This is a genomic window from Betaproteobacteria bacterium, assembly GCA_016720065.1.
Taxonomy (GTDB): Bacteria; Pseudomonadota; Gammaproteobacteria; order Burkholderiales; family Rhodocyclaceae; genus SSSZ01.
In genome coordinates this window covers 977538-990775 of record JADJXY010000002.1, presented here as the reverse complement: position 1 = coordinate 990775, position 13238 = coordinate 977538, and the positions used below count along the sequence as shown (strand labels likewise).

Below are 13238 nucleotides of genomic sequence, written 5' to 3'. Positions count from 1 at the left end.
TTCACCGCCCCTGGGCAGGCGCCGCGCCGGAGCAGCTCGGGGAAGCGCTCTCAGCCGCTGTTGCGCAAGCCCGCGGCGACGCCATTGATGGTGAGGTGGATGCCGCGCGCCACCCGCTCGTCGGTGTCGCCGGCCCGGTGCCGCTTGAGGAGCTCGACCTGCAGGTGGTTCAAGGGGTCCATGTAGGGGAAGCGCTGCTGGATGGAGCGCTTCAGGAGCGGATTGTCGGCCAGGAAGTCGTCCTGCTCGGCGATGGCCAGCAGGTGCCGGCGGGTGAGGGCCCATTCGTTCCGGATGGCGCCGAATACCCGCGCCCTCAGGTCGCTATCGCTCACCAGTTCCGCGTAGCGGGAGGCGATGGCGAGGTCGGTCTTGGCCAGTACCATGTCCATGTTGGAGAGCAGCGTTTTGAAGAAGGGCCAGGCGCGGGCCATGCGGCGCAGGGTGGCGAGGCCCTCGGGGTTCTCCTGCAGCCAGGTGTCCACCGCCGTGCCGAAGCCGTACCAGCCAGGGAGCATGAGGCGGCATTGGGCCCAGCTGAAGACCCAGGGAATGGCCCGCAGGTCTTCGATGCGGTCGGAAGCCTTGCGGGAGGCAGGCCGGCTGCCGATGTTCAGGTGGGCGATTTCCGATACCACCGTTGATTGGCGGAAGTACTGGGTGAAGCCCTCGGTTTCATAGACCAGACCGCGGTAGGCGCCGAAGGCGAGGGCCGACAGGCGGTCCATGACCGGATGAAAGGCTTCCGCCGGCTCGACACGGTTTTCGTGGTCGGTGAGGCTTGCTTCCAGGGTGGCCGCCAGCAGCACTTCCAGGTTGCGGCGGCCGGTGCCCGGGTTGCCGTACTTGGTGGAAATGACCTCGCCCTGTTCGGTCAGGCGAATCTGGCCCGAAACGGCGCCGGCGGGCTGGGCCAGGATGGCCTGGTAGCTGGGGCCGCCGCCGCGGCCGACGGAGCCGCCGCGGCCATGGAAGAGGCGCAGGCGCACGCCGTGCTCGCGGCACACCCGGGTCAGCTCGATTTCGGCCTTGTACAGCTCCCAGCCGGAAGTGAGAAAGCCACCGTCCTTGTTGCTGTCCGAGTAGCCCAGCATGACCTCCTGCTCGAAGCCGCGGGCGGCGAGCAGTTCCCGGTAGGCCGGCAGGCGGAAGAGTCCGTCCATGGTGGCGGCGGCCTTCTGCAGGTCGCCGATGGTCTCGAACAGGGGAATGATGTTCATGTCCAGGCGCGGCTCGGCGCCGGGCCGCAGGAGGCCGGACTCCTTGAGCAGCAGGGCGACTTCCAGCAGGTCGGAGACGCCGTCGGTCTTGGAGATGATGCAATTGGGCAGGGCGGTGGCGCCGTAGCGTCCCCGCAGCTCTCGGGCGGCGAAGAAGATGGCCAGTTCGCCCCGGGTCTCTTCGGAATAGGCGAGGTAGGGGGAATGGAGCGGGCGGGGCGTGACCAGTTCCTGGGTCAGCAGGGCGATGCGGGCGGCTTCGTCCAGGGCCTCGTAGTCGGGGCAGCGGCCGGCGGCGGCCAGCAGTTCGGCGACGCTGCGGGCATGGACGTCGGAATTCTGGCGCAGATCGATGGGGGCCAGGTGGAAGCCGAAAATCTGGACGGCCCGGATCAGGCGCCGCAGCCGACCCCCGGCGAGGCGCGCACTGCCGTTGGCGTTGAGGGAGGCGGCGATGAGCTTCAAGTCGGTGCGCAGTTCGCTTGCCGACGGGTAGGGTGCCGCCTCGGCCACGGCGTGGCGCAGGGGCTCCAGACGGTCCAGTTGGCGGGCGGTGGCCGCCAGGCGGGCATAGACGCCGGTGAGGGCCCGGCGGTAGGGCTCGTCGGCCCGCTGGGGGGATTTGTCCGGCGAGGCCTCGGCCAGGGCTGCGAGTTCCGGTGTCACCGTGACCAGCAGGCTGGACATGGGCAGTTCGCCGCCCAGTTCGTGGATTTCGCCCAGGTAGAAGTCGAGGGTCGCGGCCGATTGCAGGCGCAGGGCCTCGCGCAGGATATCGGCGGTGACGAAGGGGTTGCCGTCCCGGTCGCCACCGATCCAGCTACCGACCCGGAAGAAGGGCGGCAGGGCCCAGCGTTCGCCGGGGTAGCGGGCGCCGAGTTGGTCGGCCACCTGGATGTAGAGATTGGGCAATTCGGTGAAAAAGGTGCTGGTGAAATAACCGATGCCGTTCTTCACCTCGTCGATCACCTTGAGGCGCACCGAACGCAGCATGCGGGTCTGCCACAGGGTGAGCACGGCGGCGGCCAGGCCGGCGTCGTTGTCGGCCTGCTCTTCCGGCGTCAGGCGCTGGCGGTCCCGCTGGTCGAGAAGGTGCTCGATCTCCCGCTGGCTTTGCAGGGTGCTCTGGCGCTGGACCTCGGTGGGATGGGCGGTGAGTACCGGGGAAATAAGGGCATGGGCGCAGAAATCGGCCACCGTCTCACGGCTGACGCCGGCCTCGGCCAGACGGTCGAGGGCGTAGGGCAGGCTGCCCTCCCGGGGTTTCGATCCGGCCAGGTCGTGGGCCCGGCGGCGGCGGATGTGGTGCTGGTCCTCGGCGATGTTGGCCAGTTGCAGGAAATAGCTGAAGGCCCGCACCACGGCCTGGGTGGTGTCCCGGGGCAGGGGGTCGAGGAGGGCGGCGAGTTCGGCCCGGGCAGCGGGATCTCCATCCCGGGCGAAGCGCACCGCCGTCTGGCGGACCTGCTCCACGATGGCAAACACGGCCTCGCCCTCCTGCTCGCGCACGGTATCGCCCAGCAGGCGACCGAGGAGGCGGATGTCGGCGCGGAGGGGTTCGTCCTTGTTTTCTTCGTGGAGGGCGTTCGTCATCAGTGCTTTCTGACCAGGAGGGTGGACACGGGGGAGAGGCGGACCAGTTGCTCGGCTACCGACCCGATGATAAAGCGTTCCAGCCCACGGCGGCCATGGGTGCCGATGACGATGAGATCGGCCTGCCATTCCTTGGCGGCATCGACGATGATTTCCGAAACGCGCTTGTTGCTGGCTTCGAGCAGGCGCGTCTCGGCGGGCATGTCGGCAAGCTTGGCGCTGGCCTCGTCGAGGAGCTTCTTGCCGGCGTCCACGATGGCCTGGCGGGCATGCTCCAGGTTGAGGGTGGTGCTGAGGGTGCGATGATGCATGCCCATCAGGGTTTCGTCGGCCACGTGGACGATGCACAGGGCAGCGCCGTAGGTCTTGGCGATGTGGGTGGCTTCGGCCAGGGCGCAGCGGGAGGTTTCGCTGTCGTCGATGGCGATGAGGACTTTCTTGTACACGGCTTCTCCTTGATGGTCTAGAGGGGTGAAAGTTAGCAAATCTTCGGTCGCTCGCCTGTTGGGGAAAACACCTGTCCCGAGCGAAGTCGAAGGGCTCAGCAGGCTCCTTCCGGTGGGCGGCTGCATTCCTCCAGCAGGTAGGCGATGGAGCGATAGGTCCGGCCGGTTTCGGCGGTGAGGCCGATCTCGCAGGTGCGGTTGGTGGAAACGCCGCAGGCGCAGGCGGGAGGCAACTCGTCGTGGATCTTGCGCAGGGCGTGGGCATTGAGTTCCGGCACGGTGAAGCCCCGGTCGCCGCCGAAGCCGCAGCAGGTGACGCCGGCGGGTTCCACCACCTCGTCCACGCAGGCGGTCAGCAGCTTGCGGAGTTTCCCGTCGGCGCCGTTCTTCTTGACGCTGCAATTGACGTGCAGGGCCACCGGCCCGGGCTGTTTCTGCAGCATCAGCTGGGGCAGCAGCGCGTCGTGGGCAAATTCGTGGAAGTCATATAGCTTGAGCCGCCCGGCCAGATGCTGCTGCATGCGGGCACTGCAGGTGCTGGCGTCCATGATCACCGGCAGGCGCCCGCCGTCGCTGGCGGCCAGGAGGGCGGCTTCCAGGCGCTCGGACATGGCCTGGGCCTCTGCCGCCAGCCCCTTGCTGGCCAGCATCTGGCCGCAGCAGAGCCGGTCGTAGTCTTGCGGCAGGCGCGGCGCGTAGCCCGCACGCTCCAGGAGGCGGATGATCGTATCGGCCAAACCGGCCTCGCCTTTTGCCGAGGGACCGAAGATGCGGCCGCCGCAGGCGGGGAAATACACCACCGGATCGCCCTTGCCGGCAGGTTTGCCCGGTGCCCGGCCGGGGCGGGGCATGGACCGCTTCCAGGCACCGCCGGAGAGCGCCGCCAGAGGCCCGTCGCCGACCAGGTTGGCAGCGACATGGCCGAGGGCCAGACCGGCGCGGGAGACCGTGGCGACCGCCCCGAAGTGGTCGCCGGCCCAGGCCCCCAGGCGGCGGGCGCCGTTGCCCAAGCGGCGGCCCCGCAGGCGGCGGGTGAGTTCACCGGTGTCGATACCCACCGGGCAGGCCGTCGAGCACAGGCCGCAGCCGGCGCAGGTGTCCAGGCCCTGGTAGGCGAAGGCCTTGCCCGCTTCCCCTGCCGCTTCGCCGGCAGCGGCCCGGCGCGCCAGCTCGCGCCAGCTGACGATGCGCTGGCGGGGGCTGAGGGTGAGGCGGTGGGAGGGGCACAGGGGCTCGCAGAAGCCGCATTCGATGCAGCGGTCCACGATGTCCTCGGCGGCGGGCAGGGGCTTCAAGTGCTTGAGGTGGGCGGCGGGGTCGTCGTTGAGGATGACGCCCGGGTTGAGGCGGTTCTCCGGGTCGAAGAGGCCCTTGATGCGGCGCATCAGGTCGGTAGCCTCGCGGCCCCATTCCAGTTCGACGAAGGGCGCCATGTTGCGGCCGGTGCCATGCTCGGCCTTGAGCGAGCCGTCGTATTTATCCACCACCAGATGGCAGACGTCGTCCATGAAGCGGGCGTAGCGCTCCACCTCGGCGGCGTCGCCGAAATCCTGGGTGAAGACGAAGTGCAGGTTGCCCTCCAGGGCGTGGCCGAAGATGATGGCCTCGTGGTAGCCGTGGTGCCTGAGCAGGGCCTGGAGGTCGAGGGTGGCGGAGGCCAGGGATTCGATGGGAAAGGCCACGTCCTCGATGATGACCGTCGTGCCGGTGCGGCGCAGGGCACCGACCGAGGGAAAGGTGCCCTTCCTCACCTTCCAGTACATGTCGCAGGTGGCCGGGTCGGTGGAGAACTGCGGCGGCTCGACGGTGGGGATGCCGGCCAGGGCGCCGAGGGCCTTGTCCATGCGCGTGTGCAGGGTGGCGGCGTCGTCGGCGCGCACCTCGATGAGCAGGGCGGCGGCCTCCTCGCCCAGGGCGCGGATCACCGGGGGAAGGCCGGGCTTGTTTTCCACGGAGTGCAGCGCCGGCCGGTCGAGCAGCTCGACAGCGGCCACCGGCTGCGGCTTCAGCCGGATCACCGCCTGGCAGGCCGCCTCGATGTCGGGAAAGAAGACCAGGGCACTGGCCTTGCAGGCCTCCTCGACGACGGTGCGGTAGCTGATGCGGGAAATGAAGCCCAGGGTGCCTTCCGAGCCGATCATCAGGTGGGCCAGGATGGTGATGGGATCCTCGAAATCCACCAGGGCGTTGAGGCTGTAGCCGGTGGTGTTCTTGATCTTGAACTTCTGCCGGATGCGGGCCGCCAGCCGCGGATTGCTGCGGGTTTCTGCGCCCAGGCGCTCCAGTTCGCCCAGCAACGCGGCGTGGCTCTTCTTGAAGGCATCCACGCTCAGGGCATCTTCCGTATCCAGCACGGCCCCGTCGGCCAGGATCACCCGCAGGCCGGCCAGGGTGCGATAGCTGTTCTGGGCCGTGCCGCAGCACATGCCGGAAGCGTTGTTGGCGGCGATGCCGCCGATCTTGCAGGCGTTGATGGAGGCGGGGTCAGGCCCGATCTTGCGGCCGAAGGGCGCCAGGCGCCGATTCACCTCGCCGCCGACGATGCCCGGACCGAGGTTTACCGTGCAAGCATCAGGGGCGATGTCACAGGTGGCGAACCCCTCGCCGATGAGCACCAGCACCCCGTCGGTGATGGCCTGGCCGGAAAGGCTGGTGCCGGCGGCCCGGAAGGTGACGGGGCGCTTGCAGGCCTTGGCCGCTTGGAGGACGGCCTGGACTTCCTGCTCGTTCTCGACGACGGCGATGACCTCGGGGATGAGGCGGTAGAAGCTGGCGTCGGTGCCGTAGGCGAGGAGGCGGAGCTCGTCGGTGATGAGTTGCTTGGGGGGGAGGAGGGGGCGGAGGGAGTCGGTGATGGAGGGCATGGGGTGGGGTTTCAAGTTGCAGTGTTTTTTTCTGAACCGATGAAGTTCATCGCGGCTGCTTGGTCTGTCCGCTCTTCTGGACGCGTTGGGGTCATCGCAACGCCCGCGTCTGTCCGCGTTTCTGAGCCCATGGTTTCCGCGCTGGAGGCGCGGCCGTACTTTCTTCTTGAGTGGCAAGAAGAAAGTAGGCAAAGAAGAAGCCACCCCTGGGTCGGAGCCCCGCTGCGCGGGGTACCCTGCGCTACTCGGGGGCTTGGGCGGCTCGCTAAACTCGCCCCCTTTGGGGGCTCAGACAACGCGAGCCGACATCCCCCAAGCCCCCTGCGTTGCTCGGCTCCTCTCAAGGGGCCCAGAAGCGGTCGGGCTGGAGGGCCGTACCGCTTCAAGCGCATCGTCGACGCGGAGTCGGCCAAAGGACGCTTCCCGGCCCTTGAGCCCGGACGCCTCTCCCCCCATGGAAGACGCTGAGCAACGCAGGGCTTCCGGGGGCCTTCGGGTCGCGTTGTCCGAGCCGCAGGCGAGTTTAGCGACCCGCCCGGGAGCCCGAGTAGCGCAAGGGACCGGGCTCCGCCCGGCGTCGACCTTGGGGTCGCCTTCTCTTTGGTGACTTTCTCTTGGCGAAGCAAGAGAAAGTTACACGCCCTCAAGGCGGAAAGCAGCGCTTCAGCACGCCAACACGCGTCAGGCGCGCAACCCAGCGGTTGTGACGAAGCACAAGGCCTCACTTCCGATCCACCATATCCCTCAACCGCCTCGAAGCCGGCTTCAGCGGCACCCGCACCGAGGTCCACGCCCCCTGCCGCGACGGCGTCAGCCCATTGAACCGGCTGGCCAGCCAGGAATACATCCGATACATCCCCGGCCGCGCATACACCCAGGCCCATCCCCGCCAAATGGCCGTCAGCAGCCGGCTATAGCCTGCCCCCTGCCCGCGCAGCAGCGCATCCGGTCGAGGCTGCGAATTGACCTCGGTGCGCAGGCGGATGAGCAGGTCGGGAATGGGAATCCGCACGGGGCAGACCTCCCCGCAGGCCCCGCACAGGCTGGAGGCGGAGGGCAGGGCGGCGGTGGCTTCCAGGCCCATCAGGTGGGGCGAGATGATTTCGCCGATGGGGCCGGGATAGGTGGTGCCGTAGGCGTGGCCGCCGATGTGGGTATAGACCGGGCAGTGGTTCATGCAGGCGCCGCAGCGGATGCATTGCAGGGTCTTCCTCAGTTCCGGATCGGCGTAGGGCTGGGTGCGGCCGTTGTCGAGCAGCACCAGATGGACTTCTTCGGGGCCGTCCAGTTCGCCCGGCTGGCGGGGCCGGGAAATCATGTTCACGTAGGTGGTGATGTTCTGGCCGGTGGCGGAGCGGGTGAGCAGCGAGAGGAGCGGCGGCACGTGCTCGAGCTTTTCCACCACCTTCTCGATGCCGGTGATGGCCACATGCACCCGCGGCGTGGTGGTGGATAGCCGGCCGTTGCCCTCGTTTTCCACCAATACCAGCGTGCCGGTCTCGGCGACGGCCATGTTGACGCCGGAAAGACCGATGTCGGCTTCCAGGAACTTCTGGCGCAGCACCTTGCGGCCGATCTGGATGAGGGCATCCACGTCTTCCGTGTAGGCGACGCCGGGGATCTGCTCCTCGAACAGTTTGGCGATCTGCTGCTTGGTCTTGTGGATGGCCGGCATGATGATGTGGGACGGCTTTTCCCCGGCGAGCTGGAGGATGTACTCGCCCATGTCGGTCTCGATGGCCTCGATGCCCACGGCCTCGGCCGCGTGGTTGAACTCGATCTCCTCGCTGACCATGGATTTGCCCTTGACCATGCGCTTGGCGCCGTGCTTCTGGCAGATGCCCAGGATGATGGCGTTGGCTTCATCTGCCGATTCGGCCCAATGGACGTGGATGCCGTTCCCGGTCAGCCGGGTTTCGAGCTGGGCGAGCAGCGCGGGAAGCTTGTCCAGGCTGTTCTGGCGGATGCGCTCGCCCAGCCGGCGCAGGCTTTGCAGCTCGTCGTCGTCGGGAAACTGGGCGGCCCGCTTGGCCATGAGGAAATCCATGGCGGCGCGGAAGCTCTTCTGCAGGAACTCGTTCTCGACGACGGCCTTGGAGCGCTCCCGAAAGCCTTCGGTGGGCATGAAATGCAGGGGTTTTTCCTGGGCGCCCATCAGATGTTCTCCTCGAGCAGCACGACCAGTTCCTTGGGCCCGTGGGCGCCGTAGGCCAGGGTTTGCTGGATGTCGGCGGTCTTGGACGGGCTGGAGATGAGGAGCGCGTTGCTGGGCAGGCCGGCGGCCCAGTTCTCGGTGCGCATGGCGTCGATCAGGGTGGCGTGGATGGTGGCGGCGTCCAGCAGCACGATATGCACCGGCGGCACCAGGGACATCAGCCGCGGCTCCTGGGCGTCCGGCCACAGGATGAGGGAGCCGGTTGCGGCAATGGCGCCGCGGGCGCCTGTCAGGCTGGCCTGGACGTCGTTGAAGAGTTCGGACTTCCAGGCCTCGATGGGGCGGTCGTAGGCCAGACAGGCGATACCCGCTTCGCCTAGGCTCTGGGCAGCCCGGGCCCCGTGAGCGGTGCCGGGGGCCAGCAGCAGGTTGGTGAGCTTTTTGGCGGAGAGGATTTCGTACAGCTTCTGCACCCAGTTGCCGGGGGTCACGCGATGGACCTCCGCGCGGGCGGCGGTGAGGTTGGCCACCAGGCGCTCGACCCGCGCTCCCTCCCCTTCAAGGGGGTGAGGGCGGGGTTTCGCGGAGCATTGCTCTGCGCCGCCTGAACGGGCTGCCTGTGCAAAGGCAGCCCCGGACGGGTTGGGGTGGGGATGGAGGTAGGCAACGGTGACAACCCCATCCCCCTCCTGACCTCCCCCTTGAAGGGGGAGGGAGGAACTGGCGGCCTGGAGGCGGGCGAAGATGCGGTCGCGGGCGTTCATTGGGCTTTCTCCGTGCGTTGCAGGAGGAAGGTGGCGATATGCTCGCCGGGCAGCGTGGGCTGCGATCGGCCTTCCTGCTGATCCCGCCAGCCGGCATGGCCGAGGATGTTCATCAGGCAGCCGCAATCGGCACTGACCACGCGCTCGGCGCCGGTGGCCTTGAGGGCGTCCACCTTGTCCTTGACCATGGCGCCGGAAATTTCCGGGTGCTTGATCGAGAAAGTGCCGCCGAAGCCGCAACACTCCGCCTCATGGGCCTGCTGGGCGACGGTGACCTGGCCGAGCTGGTCGAGGAGGGCGCGGCCGGTGAGATGGACGCCCATCTCGCGGCGGGCGGAGCAGGACGTATGCAGCACCACCGTGGCCGGGGCGCCGCGGTCCTCCAGGCGCACCCCCAGTACCTTGACCAGAAATTCGGTCAATTCAAAGATGCGGCCGGAGAGATCGTCCGCCTTGGCCCGCAAGGCCGGGTCGGCGGCGAAGAGGCCGGGGTAGGCGTGCTTCATCATGCCGGCGCAGGAACCGGAGGGCACCACCACCGGCCAGGCCTCGGGAAAGAGATCGAGCTGAGCCCGGGCCACTTCTCGCGCCTGGTCATGGAAGCCGCTGGTGTAGGCGGGTTGGCCGCAGCAAGTCTGATCAGCGGGGAAATGGACCCGAATGCCCTCCCGTTCCAGGAGGCGGATGGCGTCCAGCCCGGCGCCGGGAAAGAACTGGTCGACCACGCAGGTGGCGAAGAAGTACACGTCCTTGGGACGAGGCAGGGGGGAGGCGGAACCGCTCATGGAGTCTCCTGTCTGAATCGGGTCGTGAAATATTGCATGGTAAAATGGTCCGACCAAATGTTCGCTTTACGCAAAATGTACGATATATCCGTACCTTAGTCAAATAAATAGGGGATTTCCCAGCCCTTGCGATTCAGGACTCGATTGCTTAGAATTGCGTGGTCTTACCAATCGTCGTCTATCTTCCATGCCCCAGAGCAAGCTGCAGGTTCCCCGTATCTCCGACGCCATCGCCGCGTCCCTGGAGCGCCGCATCCTCGAAGGATCCCTGAAGCCGGGGGACCGTCTCCCGCCGGAACGGGAGCTGGCGGTGGAACTGGGGGTCTCCCGCCCCTCCCTGCGCGAGGCGTTCCAGAAGCTTGCGTCCAAGGGCATGGTGCATAGTCGCCAGGGCGGCGGCACCTACGTGACCGACCGCCTGGAAGCCACCTTCATCGACCCCTGGCGGGAAATGCTGGGGGCTCACCCCAACCTGCGGGAAGACCTGCTGGACTTCCGCCGCATGCTGGAAGGGCAGGCCGCCGAATGGGCCGCCGAGCGGGCGACGGAAGCCGATCAGCTACGCCTCGACCAGGCCTTCGCAGATTTGACGGAAGCCTTTGCCGGCGACGATCTGGCCCGCCGTTCGGTCTCCGACATCGGCTTCCACCAGGCCATTTGCGAGGCCAGCCACAACGCCATGGTGGGCCATCTTTCCTCGGCCCTGTTCCGGCTGCTGCACGACAACATCCATCTCAACCTCGGCGAGCTGCGCAAGGTGCCGGGGGCCAACGATCTGCTGCACTCCCAGCACACTGCCCTGTACAAGGCCATCCGCGAGCAGCGGCCGGCGGCGGCCCGGGCGGCGGCGGAAACCCATATTTCCTTCGTCCAGGAAACCCTGGCCCAATCCCTGCGCACCGCCGCCCGCCGCGAATCGGCCGAGCGGCGCCTGGGGAATGTCGGCCTGGGCGATGACCTGCACGCCAACCCCAATTACCCCAACCCCACTCTTGAACAATCCTGAAAGGACCACGCATGGAAGCCCTTGTCATCCCCTTTGAAAAGCTGCGCATGACCGACGTGGATAAGGTCGGCGGCAAGAATGCCTCCCTGGGCGAAATGATCAGCCAGCTCGCCGATTCCGGCGTGCGCGTGCCCGGCGGCTTCGCGACGACGGCCCATGCCTATCGCCTCTTCCTCGCCCAGTCCGGCCTCGACAAGAAAATCAACGCCACCCTGGATGCCCTGGATGTGGAAGACGTGAACGCCCTGGTCAGGACCGGCGCCGAGATTCGCCAGTGGATTCTCGACACCCCGTTCCCCATGGAGCTGACCATCGCCATCACCGAGCAGTACCAGCGCCTGGTGGCAGAATCCAACGCCGACATGTCCTTCGCCGTGCGTTCCTCCGCCACCGCCGAGGATTTGCCCGACGCTTCCTTCGCCGGCCAGCAGGAGACCTTCCTCAACATCGTCGGCCTGGAAAACATCATGCACGCCATCAAGGAGGTCTTCGCCTCCCTGTACAACGACCGTGCCATTTCCTACCGCGTTCACAAGGGTTTCGTCCATGCCGACGTGGCCCTCTCCGCGGGCATCCAGCGCATGGTGCGTTCCGACACGGGCGCCGCCGGCGTCATGTTCACCCTGGACACCGAATCCGGCTTCCGCGACGCCGTTTTCGTCACCTCCAGCTACGGCCTGGGCGAAACCGTCGTCCAGGGCGCCGTGAATCCGGACGAGTTCTACGTGCACAAGCCCATGCTGGCCGCCGGCAAGGCCGCCGTGGTGCGCCGCAACCTGGGCTCCAAAATGATCAAGATGGTCTTTGCCGCCGAAAAGGTTGCCGGCAAATCCACCATCACCGAGGATGTGGCCGAGAACCTGCGCCACCAGTTCTCCATCAACGAAGCCGAAGTGCTGGAACTGGCCCGCTACGCGGTGATCATCGAGAAGCACTACGAGCGCCCGATGGATATCGAATGGGGCAAGGACGGCCTCGACGGCAAGCTCTACATCCTGCAGGCCCGCCCGGAAACCGTGCAGTCCCAGTCCGGCGCCGGCAAGATCGAGAAGTTCAAGCTCAAACAGTTTTCCAAGGTGCTCGCCTCCGGCCGCGCCATTGGCCAGAAGATTGGCATCGGCCCGGTGCGCATCGTCCATGACCCCAAGGAAATGGACAAAGTGCAGCCCGGCGACGTGCTGGTGGCCGACATGACCGACCCCAACTGGGAGCCGGTGATGAAGCGCGCTTCCGCCATCGTCACCAATCGCGGCGGGCGCACCTGCCACGCCGCCATCATCGCCCGGGAGCTGGGTATTCCGGCCATCGTCGGCTGCGGCGACGCCACCGAAACCCTGAACGACGGCGACCTGGTCACCGTTTCCTGTACCGAAGGCGACACCGGCCACGTCTACCGCGGCCGGCTCGACTTCGAAGTGGTCAGCCGCGACATCTCCGCCATGCCCGACGTGCCGGTCAAGGTCATGATGAACGTTGGCAACCCCGAACTGGCCTTCGAATTTGCCCAGCTGCCCAACGCCGGCGTCGGCCTGGCGCGGGTCGAGTTCATCATCAACAACGTCATCGGCATCCACCCCAAGGCCATCCTCGACGTGGAGCGCCTGCCGGCCTCCAAGCGCGAGGAGATCAAGCGTCGCGCCCGTGGCTACGCCTCACCCAAGGAATTCTTCGTCGAGAAGCTGGTGGAAGGCGTCTCCACCATCGCCGCGGCTTTCTGGCCCAACCCGGTGATCGTGCGCCTCTCCGACTTCAAGTCCAACGAATACCGCAAGCTCCTGGGCGGCGACCTCTACGAGCCCGAGGAAGAAAACCCCATGCTCGGCTTCCGTGGCGCCTCCCGCTACATCGCCCAGAGCTTCCGCGACTGCTTCGAGATGGAATGCCGTGCCATGAAGCGCGTGCGGGAAGAGATGGGCCTCACCAACGTCCAGCTCATGGTGCCCTTCGTGCGTACCGTGGGCGAGGGCCAGGCGGTCGTCGACCTGCTGGCCGAGCACGGTTTGAAGCAGGGCGAGAACGACCTGAAGCTCATCATGATGTGCGAAATCCCTTCCAACGCCCTGCTGGCCGAGGATTTCCTCAAGATCTTCGACGGCTTTTCCATCGGCTCCAACGACCTGACCCAGCTCGCCCTGGGCCTGGATCGGGATTCCGGCCTCGTCGCCAACCTTTTCGACGAGCGTGATCCGGCCGTCAAGATGCTGCTCGCCATGGCCATTTCCGCCGCCAACAAGGCCGGCAAGTACATCGGCATCTGCGGTCAGGGGCCATCCGACCACCCGGATCTGGCCGAGTGGTTGATGGACCAGGGCATCAGCAGCATTTCGCTGAACCCGGACACCGTCGTCGATACCTGGACGCGGCTGGCGACGCACAAGGGTTGATATCTCCTCGCTCCCGCCTTG

The 13238-nt window shown here is 66.8% G+C and carries 8 protein-coding genes; 2 read left to right on the top strand and 6 right to left on the bottom strand.

The features are described 5' to 3' along the window. Positions 1–50: 50 nt before the first annotated feature. The 6 genes from ppc to IPM73_07830 all read right to left on the bottom strand — a co-directional run bounded on the left by ppc (position 51) and on the right by IPM73_07830 (position 9827). Complete coding sequence (gene ppc / locus IPM73_07855; protein MBK8917944.1) at positions 51–2813, bottom strand: phosphoenolpyruvate carboxylase; 2763 nt, start codon at positions 2811–2813, stop codon at positions 51–53. Beyond that, positions 2813–3259 carry a universal stress protein gene (locus IPM73_07850; GenBank protein MBK8917943.1) on the bottom strand — a complete coding sequence of 149 codons (447 nt, stop codon included), beginning with the start codon at positions 3257–3259 and terminating at the stop codon, positions 2813–2815. The genes ppc and IPM73_07850 overlap by 1 nt, the downstream gene beginning before the upstream one ends. 95 nt (positions 3260–3354) lie before the next feature. Continuing rightward, positions 3355–6123, bottom strand: a complete 2769-nt coding sequence (locus IPM73_07845; GenBank protein MBK8917942.1) for an FAD-binding oxidoreductase — start codon at positions 6121–6123, stop codon at positions 3355–3357. 721 nt (positions 6124–6844) lie between these two features. Next, positions 6845–8278 (bottom strand): iron-sulfur cluster-binding protein, encoded by a 1434-nt coding sequence (locus tag IPM73_07840; protein ID MBK8917941.1) that lies wholly within the window; start codon positions 8276–8278, stop codon positions 6845–6847. Next, positions 8278–9042, bottom strand: a complete 765-nt coding sequence (locus tag IPM73_07835) for a lactate utilization protein (protein ID MBK8917940.1) — start codon at positions 9040–9042, stop codon at positions 8278–8280. The genes IPM73_07840 and IPM73_07835 overlap by 1 nt, the downstream gene beginning before the upstream one ends. Continuing rightward, positions 9039–9827, bottom strand: a complete 789-nt coding sequence (locus tag IPM73_07830) for a (Fe-S)-binding protein (GenBank protein ID MBK8917939.1) — start codon at positions 9825–9827, stop codon at positions 9039–9041. The genes IPM73_07835 and IPM73_07830 overlap by 4 nt, the downstream gene beginning before the upstream one ends. Before the next feature lie 187 nt (positions 9828–10014). On the opposite strand from IPM73_07830, the gene IPM73_07825 reads away from it, so the two are divergent. After that, positions 10015–10833 carry a GntR family transcriptional regulator gene (locus tag IPM73_07825; protein ID MBK8917938.1) on the top strand — a complete coding sequence of 273 codons (819 nt, stop codon included), beginning with the start codon at positions 10015–10017 and terminating at the stop codon, positions 10831–10833. A gap of 11 nt (positions 10834–10844) precedes the next feature. Continuing rightward, positions 10845–13217, top strand: coding sequence for a phosphoenolpyruvate synthase (gene ppsA, locus IPM73_07820; GenBank protein ID MBK8917937.1), 2373 nt, complete (start codon positions 10845–10847; stop codon positions 13215–13217). Positions 13218–13238 lie beyond the last annotated feature (21 nt).

Bases quoted from the DNA above. Each gene is read 5' to 3' on its own strand.
- IPM73_07830 (MBK8917939.1), bottom strand. From the start codon at position 9,827: ATGAGCGGTTCCGCCTCCCCCCTGCCTCGTCCCAAGGACGTGTACTTC.
- IPM73_07825 (MBK8917938.1), top strand. From the start codon at position 10,015: ATGCCCCAGAGCAAGCTGCAGGTTCCCCGTATCTCCGACGCCATCGCC.
- IPM73_07845 (MBK8917942.1), bottom strand. From the start codon at position 6,123: ATGCCCTCCATCACCGACTCCCTCCGCCCCCTCCTCCCCCCCAAGCAA.
- IPM73_07835 (MBK8917940.1), bottom strand. From the start codon at position 9,042: ATGAACGCCCGCGACCGCATCTTCGCCCGCCTCCAGGCCGCCAGTTCC.
- ppc (MBK8917944.1), bottom strand. From the start codon at position 2,813: ATGACGAACGCCCTCCACGAAGAAAACAAGGACGAACCCCTCCGCGCC.
- ppsA (MBK8917937.1), top strand. From the start codon at position 10,845: ATGGAAGCCCTTGTCATCCCCTTTGAAAAGCTGCGCATGACCGACGTG.
- IPM73_07840 (MBK8917941.1), bottom strand. From the start codon at position 8,278: ATGGGCGCCCAGGAAAAACCCCTGCATTTCATGCCCACCGAAGGCTTT.